This is a genomic window from Ancylobacter sp. FA202 (assembly GCF_000380205.1).
In the GTDB taxonomy this organism is placed as follows: Bacteria; Pseudomonadota; Alphaproteobacteria; order Rhizobiales; family Xanthobacteraceae; genus Ancylobacter.
The window spans coordinates 2733740-2755877 of record NZ_KB904818.1; the positions used below are offsets into that span (position 1 = coordinate 2733740).

Sequence of the window (22138 nt, forward strand, 5' to 3'; positions counted from 1 at the left end):
CTTGCGCTGCCTCGCCAGACGACGTGCCAAAGGGATGATGCGCATGACCCGGCTCCGCCGCTCCGACCGCCCCGCCGCTCATGGCCGGCGCCCGCCGCCATGGAGCGGCGCGATGACCCGGTCCCTGGCGGTCGTCGCCCTCGGCTTCGGCCTGTTCGGATCCGCCCTGGCTCAGGAGACGGCGCCCGCCCCGTCCGCCGCCGCATCGACGGCAAGCGCCGGAGATTGGCGGCACGGCCTCTCACTGATGGGCCAGCCGAAATACCCGGCTGACTTCAAGCATTTCGACTATGTGAACCCGGATGCGACCAAGGCCGGCCTGCTGCGGCTCTCGGTCGATGGCACCTTCGATTCGCTAAACGATATTGTTCCGCGCGGCACGCCGGCCGCCGGGCTTCAACTGATATACGATACGCTGATGAGTTCGGCCTATGACGAGGTGGCGACGGAATACGGGCTGATTGCGGAAAGCGTGCGCTACCCGGCCGATTTCTCCTCCGTCACCTACCGACTACGCCCCGAGGCGAAGTGGCATGATGGGCAGCCTATCACTGCTGACGACGTCGTCTGGTCCTTCGAGCAGCTGACCAAGAACAACCCTCGGCAGGCCTATTACTACAGCCATGTGAAGGGCGCCGCCGTCACTGGCGAGCGCGAGGTGACCTTCACCTTCGACCAGGCGGGCAACCGCGAACTGCCGCAGATCGTCGGCCAGCTGCGCGTGATGCCCAAGCACTGGTGGACGGCGAACGGGCCGGACGGCAAGCCACGCGATATCAGCCAGGGCACGCTGGAAGTGCCGCTTGGCTCGGGTCCGTATAAGGTGAAGCAGGTTCAGCCCGGTCGCTCCATCTCCTTCGAGCGCGTGTCCGACTATTGGGGGAAGGATCTGCCGGTGAACATCGGCACCAACAATTTCGCCGAGCAGCGCTACGAGTATTTCCGTGATTCCACCGTCGAGCTGGAGGCCTTCAAGGGCGACCAGTACGATTTTCGGGTTGAGACCTCGGCCAAGGACTGGGCCACCGCCTATAATTTCCCGGCGGTGAAGGAGGGCAAGGTCGTACTGGAGGAATTCCCGGAGCGCGCCTCTGGGGCGATGCAAGCCTTCATCCCCAATTTGCGGCGCGAGAAATTCCAGGACCAGCGAGTGCGCCGCGCTCTCAATCTGGCGCTCGATTTCGACGGCATGAATCGCACCCTTTTCTTCGGCCAGTACAAGCGCACGTCGAGCTACTTCCAGAATACCGAACTGGCCTCCTCCGGCCTGCCGCAGGGGTTGGAACTGCAGATTTTGGAAAGCGTGAAGGACAAGATCCCCGCCAGCGTCTTCACCACGCCCTACGCCAATCCGGAAGGCTGGAGCGAGGGCCTGCGGCGCGGCAATCTGCGCGAGGCGGCGAACCTGCTTAAGCAGGCCGGCTATGAGGTGAAGGGCGGCAAGCTGGTCAACGCCAAGGGCGAGCCCTTCACGATGGAGATCCTGATCGCCAATCCCGCCTTCGAGCGGGTGGCGCTATTCTACAAACCTTCACTCGAACGTCTCGGCATCTCCGTGAACGTCCGTCAGGTCGACACGTCACAGTATATCAACCGGGTGCGCGCGCGCGACTACGACATGATCATCACCGGCTGGGGCCAGTCGCTCTCGCCGGGCAATGAGCAGCGCGATTACTGGGGCTCCAGCGCGGCCGACCGCGAGGGCTCGAACAATTATGCCGGCATCAAGGATCCCGGCATCGACGCGCTGATCGAGAAGGTCATCTACGCCACCAGCCGCGAGGAACTGGTGGCGGCTACCCGCGCGCTCGATCGGGTACTACTGGCGCATGACTATGTGGTTCCCAGCTGGAACTACCCCAACACCCGCACCGCCCGCTGGAACCGGTTCGGCCACCCCGAAAAGCTGCCGGAATATTCCGACGGCTTCCCCACCATCTGGTGGTGGGACGCGGAGAAGGCGGCCAAGACCGGGGCCGCCCGGTGAGCGGCGCGGGGGCGCGTCGGGGCGGGCCGCCGTCCTCCCGGCCGGAGGCGAAGCCGGAGAGCCGGGATCGTCATCTCCCTCATCCGTTTTCGGCACGCGATCCCGGATCGGCCGTTCCGGCCGTCCGGGACGATGGCGGTGCCGTCTCCCGCCGCGCGCTTCTGGCCTTCGCCGCCGGCGCGTCGCTCGTGCCCTGGCTCGGCCGGCGGAGTGTTGCTCAGGAGACCGCGCCCCAATCCACTGTCCCTTCGGCTGCCGGTGCGCCGGTGTCCGGCTTCGGACCGGAGCGGCATGGCCTGTCGGTGTTCGGTGATCTGAAATATCCTATCGACTTCGCCCATTTCGACTATGTCGACCCTGCCTCGCCCACGGGCGGCACCTTCTCGCAGGTCGGCCCGACCGCAGCGTTCAACCAGTCGTTCCAGACCTTCAATTCGCTGAACGGCTACATCTTGAAGGGCGACGGCGCGCAGGGCCTCGATCTCATCTTCGATACACTGATGGCGCGGGCCTTTGACGAGCCGGACGCCATTTATGGTCTGGTGGCGCAGAGCGTCGCAGTTTCAGAAGACGGCACGCTCTACCGCTTCCGCCTGCGGCCGCAGGCGCGCTTCCACGATGGAACGAAGCTCACCGCCGAAGATGTCGCCTTCTCGCTTAACCTGTTGAAGAGCAAGGGCCATCCCATTATCGCGCAAAACCTGCGGGACATGGAGGGCGCCGAGGCCGAGGGCGCCGAGATCGTCACGTTGCGCTTTGCGCCCCGGCGGGCGCGCGACGTGCCGTTGTTCGCCGCCTCGCTGCCGATCTTCTCAAAGGCCTACTACAGTTCCACCCCGTTCGACGCGAGCTCGCTGGAGCCCCCGCTCGGCTCGGGCGCCTATAAGGTTGGCCGGTTCGAGGTTGGTCGCTTCATCGAGTATCGCCGCGATCCCGACTACTGGGCCAAGGACCTTCCGGTGAATGCCGGCGTGAACAACTTCGACGTTTTACGCTACGAGTATTTCCGCGACCGAGAGGTTGGGTTCGAGGCGTTCAAGGCACGGGCCTATCTGTTCCGGCAGGAGTTCACGGCCCGGACCTGGGCTACCGGCTATGATTTTCCGGCGCTGAACGAGGGACGGGTGAAGCGCGAGATCCTGCCCGATCGCACGCCATCGGGTGCGCAGGGTTGGTTCCTCAATCTGCGCCGGCTGAAATTCGCCGATCCCCGCGTGCGCGAGGCGCTTTCCTACGCCTTCGATTTCGAGTGGACCAACAAGAACCTGATGTACGACGCCTATAGGCGCACGACATCCTTCTTCGAGAATTCCGACCTCAAGGCGGAAGGCCCGGCCGGCCCGGACGAGGTGGCGCTTATCGCGCGCCTGGGTGATCGGCTCAGCGCCGAAGACGTGGCGGTGCTGAAGGCCCCGCCCTGGTCGCCGCCCGTCTCTGACGGCTCGGGGCAGGACCGGGCGCTGCGGCGGCGCGGCACGCAGCTTCTGCGGGAAGCGGGGTGGACCGTCAAGAACGGCCGCCTCGTCGACCCACAGGGCGAGGGTCTGACCATCGAGTTTCTCGACGACGAGAACGGGCTGGAGCGCCACACTGCTCCCTTCATCAAGAACCTCGAACTGCTCGGCATCGCGGCCAACTTCCGTCTGGTCGATTCCCCGCAATACCAGCGCCGGCTCAACGACTTCGATTTCGATGCCACGGTGCGGCGCTTCTCGCTCTCCACCGTGCCGGGCGAATCGCTGCGCAACTATTTTGGCTCGAGCGCGGCCAACACTCCGGGTTCCAATAACCTGTCCGGCATTGCCGATCCGATCGTCGACCTGTTGATCGAGGAGGTGATCGCCGCGCCGACGCGCGATCAGCTGCGCACCGCCTGCCGCGTGCTCGACCGCCGGCTGCGCGCGGGACGCTACTGGGTGCCGCAATGGTACTCCGCCGAGTTCCGCATCGCCTTCTGGGACGAATTCGGCTGGCCCTCCGCGCCGCGCCCGACCTATGCCCGCGCCATTCCGGAACTCTGGTCGGCGCGCACGAGGTCGGCGGGATGAGAAACATGCGCGCGACGTCATCCGAGCGGGGCGATCTGTCAGGCCGGCCTTGTCGTAAGTCGTGCAGCTGGCAACGCTCCTGCATGAACGGACGTTAAGTTGACGCGGGTGCGCCCGCCCTCCACCTTGTGCCCGCCTCGCGGAGGAAACCCGATCGTATGCTGGCCTATATCGTCCGACGCATCGCCCTGATGGTGCCCACCGTCATCGGCATCATGCTGGTTTCCTTCGCTGTCGTGCAGTTCGCGCCGGGCGGGCCGGTCGAGCGGGTGATCGCCGAGCTGACCGGGCAGGGCACCTCCGCCACCGCCCGCATTTCAGGTGGGGGCGGTGATTTTGGTGGCATGCAGCAGAGCGCGCCGGGAGGCGACCCGGTCTCTTCCAAATATCGCGGTGCGCAGGGGCTGGACCCGGCCTTCATCAAGGACCTGGAGAAGCAGTTTGGCTTCGACCGACCGGCCCATGAGCGCTTCCTGAAGATGATGTGGGACTATGTCCGCTTCGATTTCGGCCGGTCCTACTTCCGCGACGTCTCGGTGATCGACCTGATCGCCGAGAAGATGCCGGTGTCGATCTCGCTCGGCCTGTGGATGACGCTCATCACCTATGCCATCTCCATCCCGCTCGGCATCGCCAAGGCGGTGCGCGACGGCTCGCGCTTCGATGTGTGGACCTCGGCGGTCATCATCGTCGGCTATGCCATTCCCAGCTTCCTCTTCGCGATCCTGCTCATCATCGTGTTTGCCGGCGGCTCGTTCTTTTCTTGGTTCCCCCTGCGCGGGCTGACCTCGGAGAACTGGGACCAGCTCTCGCTGGGGGGAAAGATCCTCGACTATTTCTGGCATCTGGCGCTGCCCATCACTTCCATGGTGCTGGGCGCCTTCGCCACCATGGCGCTGTTGACCAAGAACTCGTTCCTTGACGAGATCCGCAAGCAGTATGTCGTCACGGCGCGGATGAAGGGGCTGTCGGAGCGGGCCGTGCTCTACCGCCATGTGTTCCGCAACGCCATGCTGATCATCATCGCCGGCTTCCCCGGGGCGTTTGTCGCCGCGTTCTTCTCCGGCTCGCTCCTGATCGAGACCATCTTCTCGCTCGACGGGCTGGGCCTGCTTGGGTTCGAGAGCGTGCTCAACCGCGACTACCCCGTCGTGTTCGCCAATCTCTTCATCTTCTCGCTGGTCGGGCTGGTAGTGAACCTGATTTCCGACCTCACCTATACCTGGGTCGATCCGCGCATCGACTTTGACACGCGGGACGTCTGAGCATGGACGCCGCCAACACTGCCGTGTCGACCACCCCGGTGAATGCCGCATCCGACCGGCCGCACCGCCCGTTTCTGTCGCCGCTCAACCAGCGCCGCTGGGCCAATTTCAAGCGCAACCGCCGCGGCTGGTGGAGCTTCTGGCTCTTCTCCGTGCTGTTCATCCTCAGCCTCGGGGCGGAGTTCATCGCCAACGACAAGCCGTTCCTGATTGAATATGACGGCGGCTATTACTTCCCCGGTCTGGTCGCCTATCCCGAAACCACGTTCGGGGGCGATTTCGAGACCGAGGCGGATTACCGCGACCCCTATCTGCAGAACCTGATCCATGAAAAGGGCGGCTGGATGGTGTGGCCGCCGATCCGCTATTCCTATTCCACCCACAATCTCGATCTGCCGACCCCCGCCCCTTCACCGCCGACCTGGATGCTGACCGACGCCCAATGTGCTCCTGTGGTGGAGAAGCTCGGCCGCACCGGCGGCTGCGGTGCGCTGGAGTGGAACTGGCTGGGCACGGATGACCAGGGCCGCGACGTGCTGGCCCGTCTGATCTACGGCTTCCGCCTCTCGGTGGTGTTCGGCCTCGTGCTCACCATCATCTCCTCCGTCATCGGCGTCGCGGCGGGAGCGGTGCAGGGCTATTTCGGTGGTTGGACCGACCTGATCTTCCAGCGCTTCATCGAGATATGGACCTCGATCCCCGCGCTCTATCTCCTGCTGATCATCTCCTCGATTCTGGCGCCCGGGTTCTGGGTGCTGCTGGGCATCTTGCTGCTGTTCTCCTGGGTGTCGCTGGTCGGGCTGGTGCGGGCAGAGTTTTTGCGCGCCCGGAACTTCGAATATGTGCAGGCCGCGCGGGCGCTGGGGGTGTCCAACGGCGTCATCATGTGGCGGCACATGCTGCCCAACGCGATGGTGGCGACGCTGACCATGCTGCCCTTCATCGTTTCCTCCTCGGTGATGACGCTGACCGCGCTGGACTTTCTCGGCTTCGGCCTGCCCCCCGGCTCACCCTCGCTCGGTGAATTGCTGGCACAGGGCAAGTCGAACGTGCAGGCGCCCTGGCTCGGCCTCACCGGCTTCTTCACCGTCGCCATCATGCTGAGCCTGCTCATCTTCATCGGCGAAGCGGTCCGCGACGCCTTTGATCCCCGGAAGACCTTCCAGTGAGCGAAACGCCGTTGCAAGACGCCCCCCTCCTCTCCGTCCGTGATCTCTCCGTCGCCTTCGCGCAAGGCGGGCGGAGCACGCTGGCGGTCGACCGCGTGTCCTTCGATGTCCACCGTGGCGAAACGGTCGCGCTGGTGGGCGAGAGCGGCTCCGGCAAGTCGGTCACGGCGCTCTCCATCCTCAAGCTGCTGCAATATCCCGCCGCCAGCCACCCCTCCGGCGAGGTGCTGTTCCAGGGCGAGAACCTTCTCGCCATGGAGGAGCGCGAGATACGCCGGGTGCGCGGCAACGACATCACCATGGTGTTCCAGGAGCCGATGAGTTCGCTCAACCCGTTGCACACGGTCGAGCAGCAGATCGCAGAAATCCTCTTCCTGCATCGCGGCATGCGCGGGCCGGCGGCGCGGGCACGGGTGATTGAACTCCTCACCGAGGTCGGCATTCCCCAGCCTGAGACGCGGCTCGGCTCCTACCCGCATCAGCTCTCGGGCGGCCAGCGCCAGCGGGTGATGATCGCCATGGCGCTCGCCAACGAGCCGCAACTGCTCATCGCCGACGAGCCGACCACGGCGCTCGACGTCACGGTGCAGGCGCAGATTCTCGCCTTGCTGAAGGATCTTCAGCGCCGGCTTGGCATGGCGATGCTGTTCATCACTCATGACCTCGGCATCGTGCGCAAGATCGCCGATCGGGTCTGCGTGATGAACCATGGCAAGATCGTTGAGGAAGGGCCGGTGGGGGAGCTCTTCGCCCACCCTCGGCATCCCTACACGCAGGCGCTGATCGCCGCTCAGCCGCGTGGCAACCCCGCCTCGCCCCACCCGGAAGCGCCTGTTGTGCTGGAGACGACCGGCCTCAAGGTCTGGTTCCCGATCAAGGCGGGGGTGATGCGCAAGACCGTAGGCCACATCAAGGCGGTGGATGGTATCTCGGTTGAGATAAGGCGCGGCGAGACATTGGGCGTGGTGGGGGAAAGCGGCTCGGGCAAGACGACGCTTGGCCTCGCCCTGCTGCGGCTCATCTCCAGCGAGGGGCCGATCGTGTTCATGGGCGATCCCATCGATACGCTCGGCTTCAAGCAGATGCGCTCCCGGCGGCAGGCGATGCAGGTGGTGTTCCAGGACCCGTTCGGTTCGCTCAGCCCGCGTATGTCGGTCACGGACATCATCGGCGAGGGGCTGCGGGTCCATCAGCCCAAGCTGAGTGCCGAAGAGCGCGACGCCCGCGTCGTCGCGGCGCTTATCGATGTCGGGCTCGATCCGGAGGCCCGCCACCGCTACCCCCATGAATTCTCCGGCGGCCAGCGCCAGCGTGTCGCTATCGCCCGCGCCATCGTTCTGGAGCCGTCTTTCATTGTGCTGGACGAGCCGACCAGCGCGCTCGACATGATCGTTCAGGCGCAGATCGTCGACCTGCTGCGCGACCTGCAGCAGAAGCGAGGCCTCACCTATCTGTTCATCAGCCATGATCTGCGCGTCGTTGCGGCGCTGGCCTCGCGGGTGATGGTGATGAAGAGCGGCGTGGTGGTGGAGGAGGGACCGGCGGCCGATCTCTTCGCCCAGCCGAAGACCGACTATACCCGCGCGTTGTTCGCCGCGGCTTTCGACATGGAGGCGGCGCCGCTATGAGCGGGCGCGCGAAGGTCGGCGAGCTCGCCGATCGCTCCATCGACCTCGATCTCACAGGGCCCGAGGAGGTCGGCGCGGGCTTCCGCCCCTATCATCGCTTCATTGCCACCTTGGAGGGAGCCGGCGGCGCCCGGCTGCGCCAGCGACGCGACATATTGCGGGTCGGTTCGGTGGTGGGCGTGCTTGCCTATGACCCGGCGGCGGATTGCTTCGTTCTCATCCGCCAGTTCCGCCTCGGCGCGCAACTGGCCACCGGTGCGGGCGAACTGGTGGAGATCGCCGCCGGCCTCATCGATCCGGAGGAGGAAGCCGAGGCGGCCGCGCGTCGCGAATGCGTTGAGGAGCTCGGCGTGGCGCCGCGCGCGCTGCTGCCCATCGCCCGCTTTCTCCCCAGCCCGGGCGTAAGCGACGAATATGCCACGGTCTATCTCGGCCTCATCGATTCCGCCGATGTGCCGGACGTGGCTGGCGAGCCGGGCGAGACAGAGCTGACGCGGCCATTCCTCATCTCCGTGGACGAGGCGCTGGCTGGCCTTGCTGCTCCGTTCCCCACGCCTTTCGCCAATGGCTTCGTGCTAATCGCCCTGCAATGGTTCGCGCTGAACCGGGCGCGGGTGGACGCCTTCGTCGCGGCAAACCGCTAGAGTCGGCGCACGCTGCGCAGCGGGGTGCCGGAGGCCTCGATGCGGGCCAGCGCCGGGCCCAGGGGTTCGCGCACGACGGACATGAAATGGGCGGTGGCGTGCAGCAGCGTCGCGCCGTCCTCGACGATGCCGACATGGCCGGGCCAGTAGAGCAGATCGCCGCGCCGCAACTCCCCGAGGTCGCCGGAGAACGCCACCGGCGTCCCCATGGCGTTTTCCTGCATGTCGGTGTCGCGCGGGCAGGGGACACCGCAGGCGTTGAGCGCCACCTGCACGAGGCCGGAACAATCCAGCCCGAGGCTGGAGCGCCCGCCCCAGAGATAGGCGGCGCCGAGGAACCGCGCCGCCACCGCGACGAAATCCTCCTCGAAGGTATCGAGCGGTGCGAGATGGCCGGCGAAGACAAAGCCGCCCTCGGCCGTCACCGCGAAACGCTCGCGCGTGCCAATGAGGGCGAGGCGACTGCCGAAGGAGAGCAGATCGACGGGGGGCAGCTTGATGCTGGGGCCCGGAAAAACGGGGGTCCGCAGCGCGACCACCTTGTGCGTCGCTTCCGCGCCCGCCGGGGCCAGCGCATCCTCCGGCAGCCAGCCGACATAGGAATCCGCGTCGAGCTGGCCCCAGGCCCAGCCTTCGAGATCGATCTCGTAGACGGTGATGGTCTCGCCGTGGAGCGCTTCGGTCACCAGCGGCGACGTGGGATCGGGCTCCCGCCGCAGCGGCGCGGCGGCGTGGGCGATGCGATAGGGCGCGCCCTCGACATAGCGAGCGGCCTCTACCGTCCCCTGGAGCTGGCGCGCCGCGAGGTCTGGACGGGCGGGGGTGAGGCGGGGATCGAGCGTCACGGCGGGGTCACTCACGAGGTTCAGCGCGGCAGGGAGCGGGCCGTGGCAACGACGAGATCGCCGAGCCGTTCCAGATAGAGCGCACCCTCTACCGTACGCTGGATGATGACATTGCGTCGATCCGCCTCGTCGCGCCTGCGGGAGACGAGGCGGAGTTGGCCCATCGTGTCGAGCGCGCGGGTGATCACCGGCTTGGTGACGCCGAGACGGGCGGCAAGGCCACGCACCGTGTGCGGCGGGGCCTCCAGATAGACGCTGAGCAGGATGGCGAGCTGGCGGGGGCTGAGATCGGGCGCGTCGTCGCGCACCTGCGCGAGGGAAAGCTCGTGCAGGAGACGCAACGCCTGCGATGGACGCAGTTCGATCGCCATTGCCGTGTCCCCGGTCCGCAATCGTTACGGCTGCGGATTGTTCCCCGGACTATGGCGGCTTCGCGACGAAGAAAGGATTAACGGCGCCGTGACTGACGCAACGTCGCGCGGCCCTAGCTGCCGTAGCGCTCCGCGAGCAGCGCGTCGAGCGCGCGGATGGTCTGTGCCTCGCCGCCTTCCGGCCGGCCGGGGCGGGAGGAGGGGTTCCAGGCGTAGATGTCGAGATGCAGCCACGCGCCCGCACGGGAGACGAAGCGCTGCAGGAACAGCGCCGCGGTGATCGAGCCGGCGAAGCCCCCACCGGGGGCGTTGTTCAGGTCGGCGATCTTACTGTCGAGCATGGAGGCGTAGGGCTGCCACAGCGGCATCCGCCAGGACGGATCGGCTTCCGCCGCGCCGTGGCGGGCGAGGTCGGCGGCGAGCGCGTCGTCCTCGGTGTAGGCGGGCGGCAGCTGCGGGCCTAGCGCGACGCGGGCGGCGCCGGTGAGAGTGGCGAAGTCGATCAGCAGCTCGGGGGCTTCCTCGTCGGCAAGGCTGAGAGCGTCGGCGAGAATCAGCCGGCCCTCGGCGTCGGTATTGCCGATCTCGACGGTGAGACCCTTGCGCGAGGGGAAGACGTCGCCGGGACGGAAGGCCGAGCCGTCAATGGCGTTCTCCACCGCCGCCACGATGAGCCGCAGCCGTACCGGCAGCGCCCGTCCCATGATCATCTGCGCGAGGCCGATGGCGTTGGCGGCGCCGCCCATGTCCTTCTTCATCAAGAGCATGCCGCTCGACGGCTTGATGTCGAGCCCGCCCGTATCAAAAGCCACGCCCTTGCCAACCAGCGTCACCTTGGGTGCGCCCGGTTCGCCCCAGGAAAGGTCGATTAGGCGCGGCGCGCGCGGCGAGGCGCGGCCGACGGCGTGGATGAGCGGGAAATTGGCGGCAAGCAGGTCGTCCCCGGTGGTCACGCTCACCTGCGCGCCAAAGCGTGCGGCAAGCGCGCGAACCGCCGCCTCGATCTCGGCCGGGCCCAGATCGTTGGCGGGGGTGTTGACGAGATCGCGGGTCAGCGCCACCGACTCGGCGGTGCGGCGCAGATCGGCCTCATCGGTCCCATCGGGCACCACAAGACGCACATCGGCCACGGGCCGCTTGCCATAGCGGGTGAAGCGATAGCCTCCAAGCAGGAAGCCGAGCGCGGCGAGGCGCGGATTGGCGGGGGGGTGGGCGAGGACATAGTCGCCCGCCGGCAGCGCGGTGGCGAGCTTGCCAAAGCTCAGCGGGTCGCGTGGCGCCTCCTCGCAGCCAAACAGCACGCCAGCGATCGACCCATCTGCCGCCGGCAGCACCAGCAGCGCGCCGGCTTCCGCCTTGAATCCGCTGGCTTCTGCGAAGGCAAGCGCCGGTGCGGGCAGGTCGCTCGCCACGTTACGCCAGTTCTGCGGCGTCACGCACCAGATCGGACGGGGCGAGAGGGCCGCGTCGGCGTGGATCAGCTGGGCGGCCATGGGGTCGTCTCCGCAAGCGCCGTCAGGCGACGGCGAGTTCAAACGCGCCGTTCTCAATCAGATAGACCGCGCCCTGGCGGACGGGTAGTTCCACCGCCTCGCTGGGCGGCATGCCGGCAAAGGCGTGCAGCATGGCCCGCACCACCCCGCCATGCGTCACCACCACGCTGTCGCCCTGAAGCTCGCCGATGGCGGCCAGCACCCGGGTGGAAAGCTCGGTATAGCTTTCACCGCCCGGCGGGGCGAAGTTCCACGGGTCGGCATCGCGTGCGGCCAGACTCACCGGGTCGCGCCGGCGCAGTTCTGGCCAGGTGGAGCCCTCCCAGCGGCCGAAACTGATCTCGCGCAGGCGCGGGTCGCGGCGGAAGGTGTCGGGCGGCAGGCCGAGTTCGGCGCGCAGGATCGCCATGGTCTGCGCGGCACGGCTGAGGGGGCTGGCCACGAAATCGAGATGGCGTGCGCCGCCGCTCAGGCGCTCGACCACGCGCGCCGTGTCGGCCGCCTGCTCGCGGCCGAGATCGTTGAGCGGGATGTCGTGCGTGCCTTGCAGGCGACCGGCGAGGTTCCAGTCGGTCTCACCGTGCCGGACGAGGAAGATGCGACGGGTCATTTGGACGGCAAGCTCACGACATGCGTGTAGCTGATCCGCTTGAACGGGTAGGAAACCCGTAGCGTTACAGTGGAGCCGGCGGGCGCGCGGCCCTTGGCGGTGACCAGCACGCCGCCGACCGTGCGGCCGAGGCAGCGATGCGAGCCGCCGTCAACACCGGTGGCCGTGAACTTACCTATGGTGAAGTTCAGCTTCACGCCCGGCGGTGCCGAGAGCACCTTCACCTGCGGCGCCTGCGTCATCTGGCACAGCGAATCGGCAGAGCCGGCGGCGAACAGCACACGACCCTGGCGCCCCCCTGTCAGGAAGCCGCGGCGGTCGAAATCGTTGCGGCCGTCGCTCGGGCTCACATAGCCGGGGAAGATGGCGCCGCCGAACCCGAAGATGCGGTTGATCAGCGGGTATTGCTGGAAGGTCGGCGGCACGCCGCTGTCCTGCGCGTCTGGCGGCGGGACATAGGGAAGGCCCGACCCCGGCGGCGGATTGATGATGATGGGGCCCGACTGCGCCGCCGCCGGCCCGGTGCCAGCGAGGCCGAGCGTCGCGGCCGCCAGTGCCGCCAGGGCGAGCGGGCGGAAGAGCGTTTTCAGACGGGCCTTCATCATGCGCGTGCTCCGCTGGGGTCGACTCAGTCGCGATCGAGGGTGAGGTCGGGCGCGTCCGGGTTCTTCATGCCGACAATATGGTAGCCCGCATCCACATGGTGCACCTCGCCGGTGACGGCGCGCCCGAGATCGGAGAGCAAATACATACCGGCATCGCCCACCTCATCGATGGTGACGGTGCGGCGCAGCGGTGCGTTCAGCTCGTTCCACTTCAGAATGTAGCGGAAATCACCGATACCGGAGGCAGCCAAGGTCTTGATCGGGCCGGCGGAAATGGCATTGACCCGAATGTTCTTCGGACCGAGATCAGCCGCGAGATAACGCACGCTGGCCTCCAGTGCGGCCTTGGCGACGCCCATGACGTTGTAGTGCGGCATCCATTTCTCGGCGCCGTAATAGGTGAGGGTGAGCATCGAGCCACCCTTGGACATCAGCTTCTCGGCCCGCTGGGCGACCGCCGTGAAGCTGTAGCAGGAGATCAGCATGGTCTTGCTGAAATTCTCCGCCGTGGTGTCGACATAGCGCCCATCCAGCTCGTTCTTGTCCGAGAAGGCGATGGCGTGGACGAGGAAGTCCAGCCCGCCGAGCTGGCGCTCGGTCTCGGCGAACACCGCGTCGATGGTGGCGGGATCAGTGACGTCGCAATGGCCGACGATGGCGGCGTCAAGTTCAGCGGCGAGAGGCTCGACGCGCTTGCGCAGCGGTTCGCCCTGATAGGTGAGGGCGAGCTTCGCCCCCTGCGCGTGGGCCGCCTTCGCGATACCCCAGGCAATGGAGCGGTTATTCGCCACTCCCATCACCAGGCCGCGCTTGCCGCTCATCAATCCGCCCGATGCCATGCTCGTCACGATGCTCCGTACTGCTGCCCACCTTTCTGGGCGCAGGTTCCTATCGCACAGCAACAGGACCCGCTCAAGCGAGCGGTGGCGCGCGGGCGGTTCCCGCCGGAGGCATGGCTCAGGGAGCAGCCTCACGCCGACGGCGCATCAGCGCTTCAAGCTCCGGATCCGGCGCCTCGGGAAGCATGATCCGCATGGTGGCGAGCAGGTCGCCGGCGGCGCCGTCAGCCTTGGGCAGGCCCTTGCCACGCAAGCGGAAGGTGCGGCCCGACTGGGTGTGGGCGGGAACGGAAAGCGCGACCTCACCGCCCAGCGTCGGCACCCGCACCTTGCCGCCGAGCACGGCATCGGCCAGCGGTAGCGGCACATCGGCGCGCAGGTCGGTGCCCTCGATGCGGAAGTGTCGGTGCGGGGCATAGGCGACGACCACATAGGCATCGCCCGGCGCGCCGCCAAACGGGCTTGGCTCGCCCTGCCCCTTCAGCCGCATGCGATGGCCTTCGACCGCGCCGGCGGGGATCTTGACCTCGACGGCGCGTCCATTGGGCAGGTGGACCTTCACCGACCCGCCCTCGACGACCCGTTCCAGCGCGACCGGCACAGTGATATCCACGTCGCCGCCGCGCGGCATCTCGCCACCCGCGCCACGCGCCTTGCTCCGTCCGCGCCCCCCTAGGCCGCCGAGTATGTCGGCGATCACGTCGTCGAAGCCGCCAGCGTCATGAGGGCCATGACCGGAACGGCGCGCGCCCTCAGGGCCGAAGGAGAAGCTCTCATAGGGGTTCTCACCCGGGGCACCGCGACGGAAGCCGCGATTGAACCCGCCGCCGGGAAAGCCCTCGAAGCCGCGTGGCTTGCCTTCGGCGTCGATTTCGCCACGGTCGAACTGACCGCGCTTGTCAACGTCGGACAGAATCTCATGCGCCGCGTTCAGCTCGGCGAACTGCTCCTGCGCCTTCGGACTGTCCTTGTTCGCGTCCGGGTGCAGTTTCTTCGCGAGCTTACGGAAAGCCCGCTTGATCTCATTCTGGTCGGCATTGCGAGCGACGCCGAGGATGTCATAGGGATCGCGCATGGATGGTGTTCTCGTCCGGCGGTTCCGGCTCTCGAGCATGTAGTGACGGTGTTGCCGGGATGCAACGGCACGAGGCCCAGGCAAGAACGCGTGTGAGTGGATCAGCTCCGATCGAGCAGGCGCGCCTGGTCGACCTTCCAGCCGCTCTTGCCCGCGTGACAGGCCTCGCCCTGCAGCCAGTCCTCGCGTGCCTCATGCACGAAGCTCATGAGGAATTCCCGGCATTTGCCGCCATCGCGCGTCTCGCCGAGCGGCGTCACCGTGCCGCGGGTGGCGCTCGCATAGTTTTCCCACGGCACGCTGGGCGCGGCGTTCTTGTCGTGCAGCGCTTCGGCGAGGGCGGTACGCGCGGCGGCCCAATCCTCAGGCGCGATGCCTTTGGGCACCGGCTCGCGGGCATAGGCGCGGGGCGTCACCGAGCCGGTGGCCAAGGTGTCGAGGTCCGGCCCGGTGGAGCATCCGCCAGCCAGAAGGGCGATGGCCAGCAAAGTGAGTGCGCAGGGTGCTGTGCGGAACGATGCCGCGGGCTTATATGGGGGGCGAGTGCTCGCTGCACCGCCCACCTCAAACCTCCGCTGCCTGTGGAACATGCCCATGGGTCCCGTATTCTTCCGCTTGAAGAGACCCTCATGGAAGCGCCTGAACAGTTAACATCCGGTGATTTCACGGCCTCAACGGAGCCTTTTCTCCTGTTCGAGGAATGGTTTGATGAGGCCAAGAAGAGCGAGCCGAACGATCCCAACGCCATGGCCCTGGCCACGGTGGACGCGGATGGCCTGCCCGATGTGCGGATGGTGCTGCTGAACCAGCGCGATGCGCGCGGCTTCGTGTTCTTCACCAATACAGGCAGCGCCAAGGGGCGCGAACTGGCGGCCGTGCCGAAGGCGGCGGCCGTGTTCCACTGGAAATCGATGCGCCGGCAAGTGCGGGTGCGGGGCGCGGTGGAAACGGTGAGTGACGCGGAGGCCGACGCCTATTTCGCCTCGCGCCCGCGCCTGTCGCAGATCGGCGCCTGGGCAAGCCAGCAGTCGCGCCCCATGGAAGGGCGCTTCGCGCTGGAGGCGGCGGTGGCGAAGGTCACGGCGCAATACGCCCTCGGCTCGGTGCCGCGTCCGGCGCATTGGACTGGCTTCCGCATCCGCCCGATTCAGATCGAATTCTGGCACGATCGGCCGTTCCGCCTGCATGACCGTGTCGTGTTTTCGCGCGACACTGCCGACATGTCCGACTGGACCAAGACCCGCCTTTTTCCCTGAGTGGCTTTGTCCCTGACACCGCCCCCCCTCTGAGCTAAGACATCGCCCATGAACAATCAGCCTCGCCGCACCCTCCTGCTCACCGGCGCCTCGCGCGGCATCGGCCACGCCACCGTCAAGCGCTTCTCCGCGGCGGGGTGGCGCGTCATCACCTGCTCGCGCCATGCCTTTCCCGAAAACTGTCCGTGGGAGATGGGCCCGGAGGACCATATCCAGGTCGACCTCTCCGACCCGGTGGACACATTGCGGGCGGTGGACGAAATCAAGAATCGGCTGGCCAATGGCGAACTGCATGCGCTGGTGAACAATGCCGGCATTTCGCCGAAGGGAGCGGGCGGCGCGCGGCTCGGCACGCTCAACACGCCGGAAGAAGACTGGCGGCGGGTGTTCCAGGTGAACTTCTTCGCCCCGATCCTGCTGGCGCGCGGCCTGCTGGAGGAGTTGAAGCGCACCCATGGCGCGGTGGTGAATGTCACCTCCATCGCCGGCTCGCGGGTGCACCCCTTCGCCGGTGCGGCCTATGCGACCTCCAAGTCGGCGCTGGCCGGCCTGACCCGTGAGATGGCGGCCGATTTCGGCCGGCTGGGCGTCAGGGTGAACGCCATTGCCCCGGGTGAGATCGACACCTCGATCCTGTCGCCGGGCACGGAGAAGATTGTCGAGCAGATCCCGATGCAGCGGCTGGGCACGCCCGACGAGGTGGCCAAGATCATCTATGTGCTGTGCACGGAGACCTCGTCCTATCTGAACGGCGCCGAAATCCACATCAATGGCGGCCAGCACGTCTGAGGCGGCGGGCTTGGCGCCCTGTGCGTGATGGCCGGCCGTGGCCCGGCCGGGCAACGGGCCCCTGAGGGAATGCTGGCGCTAGAGCCAGCGTTTCCACTTGAAGAAGAGATAGGGGCCGATGGCCGCCGCCAGCATGGCGATGAGCGCGAGCGGGTAGCCCCAGCGATCGTCGAGTTCCGGCATGTGCTGAAAGTTCATGCCGTAGATCGAGGCGATCAGGGTCGGGGGCATGAACACCACCGACAGCACCGCGAAGATCTTGATGATGTTGTTTTGCTCGATCCCCACCATGCCGAGCGTGGCGTCGAGCAGGAAGGTGATCTTGTTGCCGAGATAGGACACATGGTCGTTCAGCGAGACGACATCGCGCTGCATGCTTTTCAGCAGCGCACGCTGGTCCTTGTCGAAGCGCTGCGCTTCGCCCTCGGTCGCCAGGAAGGTGACGAGCCGCCCCATGGAGACGAGGCTCTCCCGCACCTTGGAGGCGAGATCGCCTCGCCGGCCGAGTAGCTTCAGGATGGTGCGGAAACGATGACTGTCGCCCGAGCGCGCGGACTCGCTGGCGAAAACCTCCTGCGAATCGGCGTCAATGTCGGCGGCCAGCCTTTCGATGATGTCGGCGGCGCGGTCGATGATAGTGTCGAGCAGAATCAGCAGCAGCCGTTCCCCCCGCGTGCCCGGTGGACAGGCGCGATCCAGCTTGGCGATGACAAGGCGGAACGGCTTGGGCTCCTCATAGCGCACGGTTACGAGCCGGCTGCCGGCGAGGATGAAGGAGATTTCGGCCAGAGCCGGTTTCTCGCCCTCGCTGTTGCAGACGATCGCGCCGGTCATGTAGCGCGCGCCATTTTCCACCCGAAGGCGGCTTGAGGGTTCGATCTCGACCATTTCCTCGCGCGTCGGCACGGAAAGGGCCAGCGCGGCCTCAATGATCCGATCCTCCCCCTCGCAGGGGCGGAACAAGTCGACCCAGACGGCGTCGTCGGGCATGTCGTCCACGGTCCGCACGGGAACCGGGGCGAGCAGTCCCTCGCGGATGCAATAGGCGGTGATCATGATTCCTCCGGCCGTCTCGCGCCGGGGCCGACCATGCTCTGGATCGCAGGCGGATTCCAGCCGGCCCCTGCCCAATGCCTTTTCCGATCGGGTGAAATCACCCGATCAATCAGAAAATGCCAAGGCGCAGAGCCGCACCAGTGCGGTCTCCCAGTGCAAATCGGACGCGCCTGTCCTGTCCGGGCGCACGCCAGCGCGGCACCCGGTCGGGGGGCGGTTAGTCCTTCATCGGCAGTGGGAGAAGGGGGCGGCGTCAGGCCGCGAAATATTCCACGTCGCGAAGCGTGATGACCTTGGCTTCCGCATCGTCGGTCCGCGCCGCGCCCGGAACGGGGGCATCGGATACCGTCTTCTTGGAGGAGGCGTAGCGGGCAGCGGCGGCAACGGCCGAAATGCCGATCTCACGCCAATGGGCACTCTGCTCAGCGCGGTCCCAGCGCTCGCTAGGCCGGCTCTCGGTCGCGCGGCTCTGTTGGGCCGGGCTTTCTTCTTCGGTAGACATGACGTTCTCCAGGTTGGACCACCCCGCTCCGGGTGGCTGCCGACGAAGTGGGCGCCGACTGCGTCAAAAATATGCAAAGTCGGGGTCCGAGATAAGGCCTCTCGTTGCGTAGCCGGCCTGCTCTCGGCTTTTTCGACCTCTTCCAACGGAACTGATGTTTTTGCGCAACAACTTATGGCGACGAACCGGTGTCTCTCATGTGGCCCCTTCAAGGCGGATCGCACATGGGCTAATCGACGGGTAGCGAGCGATTTGACGCGCGAGGCGCGCGTGGCGGGATTCGGAGCTTTGGAAATGGTTTTGCGCGGGGCGGGGGTTGTCCTGTTGGCGGTTCTTCTGGGTGCGTGCAGCAATGCACAGCGGCAGGCGGCACCCGAGGCGTCGTTGACGCCGCGGGACAAGAAGCTGCTGGCCAGTGCGCCCTACAAGAAGGTACTGCCGCCGGAGATGTATCAGCGGGCGATCGTCGATTATGCCGGCACCGAGAAGCCGGGTACCATCGTCGTCGATACGGACAAGAAGTTCCTTTATCTCGTCGAGGGCAACGGCAAGGCGATCCGCTATGGCGTGACCGTCGGCGAGGAAGGCTTGGCGTTCAAGGGCGAGGCCAAGGTGGGTCGCAAGGCCGAATGGCCGACCTGGACGCCGACCCCGGAAATCAAGCAGCGGCTCACGGGTATCCCGAACTTCGTCGGCCCCGGCCCGCACAACCCGATGGGAGCGCGCGCGCTCTACCTCTACCAGGGCAATAAGGACACGCTGTTCCGCATCCACGGCACCAACCAGCCCGAATATATCGGCTTCGCGATCTCCTCGGGCTGCATCCGCATGCTCAACGAGGACGTTATCGACCTCTATACCCGCGTCCCGCAGGGGGCCAACGTCGTCGTCCTCTGACGCTGGCGGCACGGTTCATATGAAAAGGGCGCTGCCGCCGGCAGCGCCCTTTTTGTTTGTGCGGTACGAATGTGGCCCTTGGTGCCGCCGTCCCGTCGGTGGTGCAGATTGAGGAACGTTCCAGCCGGGCCTGCCCCGGCCATCCCACGCCTTTTCGTGTGGGTCGTCCAAAGTCATACATCCCCGGGCCAAGCCCGGGGATGACGCCATGGACGCCGCGCCTTACGCCGCCAGAAGGTTCTCGCGCACGGCATAGTCCAGCGTCTTGTCGAGCGCCCGGGTGAGGCGGTCGAACAATTCGTCGATCTCCGCCGGGGAAATAACCAACGGCGGGCAGATGGTGACGGCATCGCTAAACACGTTGCGCAGGATCAGCCCTTCCTGCTGGCAGAAGGCGACGCACTTGGCCGCCATGGCGAGCTTGGGGTCGAACTGGTGCTTGGTCTTCTTGTCCGCCACCAGCTCAATGCCGGCCACCAGTCCCTTGCGGCGGGCTTCGCCCACCAGTGGGTGGTCTTCCAGCGCCGCGCAGCGGGCGTCGAACTGCGGGATCTTCGCCCGCACCCGCTCGAAGATGCTCTCGCGCTCGTAGATTTCCAGCGTCTTCACCGCCACGGCGGCGGCTACCGGGTGCCCGGAATAGGTGTATCCATGGCCGAAGTTGCCGAGCTTGGTGCTCTCGGTCAGCATGGCCTCATACATCATCTCCGGAATCATCACCGCGCCGATCGGCTGGTAGGCGGAGGAGAGTGCCTTGGCGACGGAGATCGAGTCGGGCTGCATCTCCATCGCTTCGCTGCCGAAGGCAGTGCCCAGGCGCCCGAAGCCGGTGATGACCTCGTCGCCGATGAAGAACACGTCGTACTTCTTCAGCACCGCCTGGATCTTCGGGTAGTAGGTCTTCGGCGGCACGATTACCCCGCCGGCGCCCATCACCGGCTCGGCGATGAAGGCGGCGACCGTCTCCGGCCCCTCGGCGATGATGAGGGCTTCCAGGTCGGCGGCGAGGCGGGTGGCGAAGTCTTCCTCGCTCTCCCCCGCTTCCGCCAGCCGATAATAATGCGGGCAGCTGGTGTGCCGCACGCCGGCGATCGGCAGGTCGAAATCATTGTGATTGCCGGCCAGGCCGGTGAGGGAGGCCGAGGCTATGGTCACGCCGTGATAGGCGCGCATGCGGGAAATGATCTTCTTCTTCTTCGGACGGCCCAGCGCATTGTTCATATACCAGACGAGCTTCATCTGGGTGTCGTTGGCCTCTGAACCGGAATTGGTGAAGAACACCTTGGAGATCGGCACTGGGGCCATCTCCTTCAGCTTTTCCGCGAGCTCGATCGCGGGGTCGTGGCTCTTGCCGCCGAAGATGTGGGTGAAGGGCAGCTTGCGCATCTGCGTCGCCGCCGCATCGACCAGTTCGTCGTTTCCATAGCCGAGAGCCGTGCACCAGAGGCCGGCCATGCCTTCGAGATAGGGCTTGCCGTCCACATCGTGCACCCACACGCCCTTTCCACGTTCGAGGATGAGCGGCCCGGTCTCGCGAATGGTGGCGAGATTGGTATAGGGGTGGATGAGGGTCTCGACGTCGCGAGCCTGAAGATTGGTAAGCATGGCAGCTACTCCGCCGGCCGGGTGGAACCGGGGCCTACCCTAAAGCGCCAGCGGGCGCGCCGGAAGCGCGCCCTTGGTCGGAACCGCGTTCCTATTGACTTGTTCCGGGGTTTTCGGTGGCAGATCCGCCGTCCGGGGACGTGTGATCCGCCCTTTCGGCATCTTCCCCATCGTCAGTCGCGGCTGGAATATCCGGCTTTTTCGGCGGGCGCGGCACCTTGGCTTTCGCCTCGGCGACGGCCCAGCGGCAAAGCACCGCCCCGCTGCGCCGCTCGGCCCGGTCCACGTGCAGGTGCAACTCGTGATAACCGTCAGAGCCGGGCCCGAGAATGGTAGTGAACTCGGCGCAGGCGCTCGCCTTCAGCAATTCCTGAAAGGCTACCGGCATGGGCTGGTCGGCGCTGCCCGGCGCGGGCACGCCGATGATGAAGCGGCGGCCATCCTTCAGCACATAGCCGCCGGTGTCGATGGCGTTGCCTCTGCCATGCTCGCTGATCTTGGCCCCGGCGACGCGGTTGCGCGGCCGGCATTGCTGCGAGGCAGCGACCAGCACCTTGTCGAGCGGCGCGCCGAGCGTGGCCACGGCCGGCTCTACCCCGTCGCGTACCCAGCGGGCGACGGCGGCGGCCATTTCGCAGCGCAGCGTCGCCGCCGGCTCCAGAGTCACCAGCCGCCCGTCCTTCATCCGCACGGCAGAGAGGCTGACGCCCCTGTCGACGGTGCAGGCGGCGTTGGTGGCTGTCACCGCAACTGGGGAGAACACGCCAAGGTTCTCATTCGAGAGTTCCGGGCAGATGGTGGGGACAGCCACGCTGGACGGGGCTTCGCTTGCGGGCGCCGGCGAAGGGTCTGAGGGCGGCACCGGCGGCAGGGCAGCCACCTGGCGCTCCGGCCCGGGCGGGGGGAGAGGGACGGTAACCTCGATAATCGGTTCAGCCGGCGCATCCGTGCGCGCCGGCAATGAGGGCAATTCGACCGGCTCAGCCGTGCCTTCGGGAGTAGGCGAGGCCACGATGGCCGGCTCCCGCCGGCTGGGGCGTGGCTCCACCGGGACCACAGGTGGGGCGGGCGGCGCCAGTGTTGCGGGGGCCGAAACATCGCTGTCCGCCGGGGCGCTCACGGCGTCGGTCACATCGCGCGGCGCGGGCGACGGGATGTCTGCCGGGGTATTCGCCGCCGCCTCTATGTCCTGCGGTCGGGGGCGCGGCAGCGGGATGCTGGCATCCGCCCTCGGCTTGGTCGAGGCCTTGCGCCGGGCGGGTTTTTCCGGCGTCACCCCAAGCCATTCGCCGAGCTGACGGTTGACCGCCGTACCGGCCTCGTCGATCGACTGTTTCAGCTCCTCTACAGGCTGGGCCGCGAGCGGAAGCGCGCTGACCATCGCCAGGGCCAGGCCTGCGAGCGCCGCGAGGGGAAAAACGGAGCCAGATGGGAGCCGACGAAAATCCATGCTA

At 66.6% G+C, this 22138-nt stretch carries 21 protein-coding genes; 9 read left to right on the plus strand and 12 right to left on the minus strand.

The window, feature by feature from the left end; translation table 11 throughout:
• Positions 1 to 112: 112 nt before the first annotated feature.
• From A3M1_RS0112380 to A3M1_RS0112405, 6 genes are all read left to right on the plus strand, one after another.
• Positions 113 to 1987: an extracellular solute-binding protein gene (locus tag A3M1_RS0112380; protein ID WP_018389290.1), complete on the plus strand. Its 1875-nt coding sequence runs from the start codon at positions 113 to 115 to the stop codon at positions 1985 to 1987.
• Positions 1988 to 2175: 188 nt separating this feature from the next.
• Positions 2176 to 4035: an extracellular solute-binding protein gene (locus A3M1_RS0112385; RefSeq protein ID WP_156029636.1), complete on the plus strand. Its 1860-nt coding sequence runs from the start codon at positions 2176 to 2178 to the stop codon at positions 4033 to 4035.
• Between the two features lie 158 nt (positions 4036 to 4193).
• A complete protein-coding gene (locus A3M1_RS0112390; protein ID WP_018389292.1) occupies positions 4194 to 5300 on the plus strand; it encodes a microcin C ABC transporter permease YejB in 1107 nt (368 codons plus the stop codon).
• A gap of 2 nt (positions 5301 to 5302) precedes the next feature.
• On the plus strand, positions 5303 to 6469 hold the full coding sequence (locus A3M1_RS0112395) for an ABC transporter permease (RefSeq protein ID WP_018389293.1): 1167 nt from the start codon (positions 5303 to 5305) through the stop codon (positions 6467 to 6469).
• Positions 6466 to 8097 (plus strand): ABC transporter ATP-binding protein, encoded by a 1632-nt coding sequence (locus tag A3M1_RS0112400; protein WP_018389294.1) that lies wholly within the window; start codon positions 6466 to 6468, stop codon positions 8095 to 8097. Before A3M1_RS0112395 ends, A3M1_RS0112400 begins: the two co-directional genes overlap by 4 nt.
• Positions 8094 to 8741, plus strand: a complete 648-nt coding sequence (locus tag A3M1_RS0112405) for an NUDIX domain-containing protein (protein ID WP_018389295.1) — start codon at positions 8094 to 8096, stop codon at positions 8739 to 8741. The genes A3M1_RS0112400 and A3M1_RS0112405 overlap by 4 nt, the downstream gene beginning before the upstream one ends.
• Here the strand turns inward: A3M1_RS0112405 and A3M1_RS0112410 are convergent.
• From A3M1_RS0112410 to A3M1_RS0112445, 8 genes are all read right to left on the minus strand, one after another.
• Complete coding sequence (locus tag A3M1_RS0112410; protein WP_018389296.1) at positions 8738 to 9586, minus strand: NlpC/P60 family protein; 849 nt, start codon at positions 9584 to 9586, stop codon at positions 8738 to 8740. The genes A3M1_RS0112405 and A3M1_RS0112410 overlap by 4 nt on opposite strands.
• A 20-nt stretch (positions 9587 to 9606) precedes the next feature.
• Entirely contained in the window at positions 9607 to 9957 is a 351-nt protein-coding gene (locus A3M1_RS0112415) for a MarR family transcriptional regulator (protein ID WP_018389297.1), read from the minus strand.
• 113 nt (positions 9958 to 10070) lie between these two features.
• Complete coding sequence (locus A3M1_RS0112420; protein WP_018389298.1) at positions 10071 to 11450, minus strand: M17 family metallopeptidase; 1380 nt, start codon at positions 11448 to 11450, stop codon at positions 10071 to 10073.
• A gap of 22 nt (positions 11451 to 11472) precedes the next feature.
• Positions 11473 to 12060 carry a histidine phosphatase family protein gene (locus A3M1_RS0112425; protein ID WP_018389299.1) on the minus strand — a complete coding sequence of 196 codons (588 nt, stop codon included), beginning with the start codon at positions 12058 to 12060 and terminating at the stop codon, positions 11473 to 11475.
• Positions 12057 to 12665, minus strand: a complete 609-nt coding sequence (locus tag A3M1_RS0112430; RefSeq protein WP_018389300.1) for a hypothetical protein — start codon at positions 12663 to 12665, stop codon at positions 12057 to 12059. Before A3M1_RS0112430 ends, A3M1_RS0112425 begins: the two co-directional genes overlap by 4 nt.
• A gap of 23 nt (positions 12666 to 12688) precedes the next feature.
• Positions 12689 to 13486: an enoyl-ACP reductase FabI gene (gene fabI, locus A3M1_RS0112435; RefSeq protein ID WP_018389301.1), complete on the minus strand. Its 798-nt coding sequence runs from the start codon at positions 13484 to 13486 to the stop codon at positions 12689 to 12691.
• A 136-nt stretch (positions 13487 to 13622) separates the two neighbouring features.
• On the minus strand, positions 13623 to 14579 hold the full coding sequence (locus A3M1_RS0112440) for a DnaJ C-terminal domain-containing protein (protein WP_018389302.1): 957 nt from the start codon (positions 14577 to 14579) through the stop codon (positions 13623 to 13625).
• A gap of 101 nt (positions 14580 to 14680) precedes the next feature.
• Complete coding sequence (locus A3M1_RS0112445) at positions 14681 to 15067, minus strand: RT0821/Lpp0805 family surface protein (RefSeq protein ID WP_018389303.1); 387 nt, start codon at positions 15065 to 15067, stop codon at positions 14681 to 14683.
• A gap of 141 nt (positions 15068 to 15208) precedes the next feature.
• On the opposite strand from A3M1_RS0112445, the gene pdxH reads away from it, so the two are divergent.
• Both pdxH and A3M1_RS0112455 read left to right on the plus strand, forming a co-directional pair.
• Complete coding sequence (pdxH, locus tag A3M1_RS0112450; RefSeq protein ID WP_018389304.1) at positions 15209 to 15835, plus strand: pyridoxamine 5'-phosphate oxidase; 627 nt, start codon at positions 15209 to 15211, stop codon at positions 15833 to 15835.
• Positions 15836 to 15883: 48 nt separating this feature from the next.
• On the plus strand, positions 15884 to 16624 hold the full coding sequence (locus tag A3M1_RS0112455) for an SDR family NAD(P)-dependent oxidoreductase (RefSeq protein ID WP_018389305.1): 741 nt from the start codon (positions 15884 to 15886) through the stop codon (positions 16622 to 16624).
• Between the two features lie 78 nt (positions 16625 to 16702).
• Here the strand turns inward: A3M1_RS0112455 and A3M1_RS0112460 are convergent, their stop codons facing one another.
• Together A3M1_RS0112460 and A3M1_RS0112465 are read right to left on the minus strand one after the other, a co-directional pair.
• Positions 16703 to 17680 carry a magnesium transporter CorA family protein gene (locus A3M1_RS0112460; RefSeq protein ID WP_018389306.1) on the minus strand — a complete coding sequence of 326 codons (978 nt, stop codon included), beginning with the start codon at positions 17678 to 17680 and terminating at the stop codon, positions 16703 to 16705.
• A 253-nt stretch (positions 17681 to 17933) separates the two neighbouring features.
• Entirely contained in the window at positions 17934 to 18182 is a 249-nt protein-coding gene (locus A3M1_RS0112465; RefSeq protein ID WP_018389307.1) for a hypothetical protein, read from the minus strand.
• A 294-nt stretch (positions 18183 to 18476) separates the two neighbouring features.
• Between A3M1_RS0112465 and A3M1_RS0112470 the strand changes: the two genes are divergently transcribed.
• Positions 18477 to 19079 (plus strand): L,D-transpeptidase, encoded by a 603-nt coding sequence (locus A3M1_RS0112470; protein WP_026221297.1) that lies wholly within the window; start codon positions 18477 to 18479, stop codon positions 19077 to 19079.
• Positions 19080 to 19301: 222 nt separating this feature from the next.
• On the opposite strand, the gene A3M1_RS0112475 is transcribed toward A3M1_RS0112470, so the two are convergent.
• Together A3M1_RS0112475 and A3M1_RS0112480 are read right to left on the minus strand one after the other, a co-directional pair.
• Positions 19302 to 20684 carry an aminotransferase gene (locus A3M1_RS0112475; protein WP_018389309.1) on the minus strand — a complete coding sequence of 461 codons (1383 nt, stop codon included), beginning with the start codon at positions 20682 to 20684 and terminating at the stop codon, positions 19302 to 19304.
• A gap of 91 nt (positions 20685 to 20775) precedes the next feature.
• Positions 20776 to 22134, minus strand: coding sequence for an extensin family protein (locus A3M1_RS0112480; protein ID WP_018389310.1), 1359 nt, complete (start codon positions 22132 to 22134; stop codon positions 20776 to 20778).
• Positions 22135 to 22138: the final 4 nt, after the last annotated feature.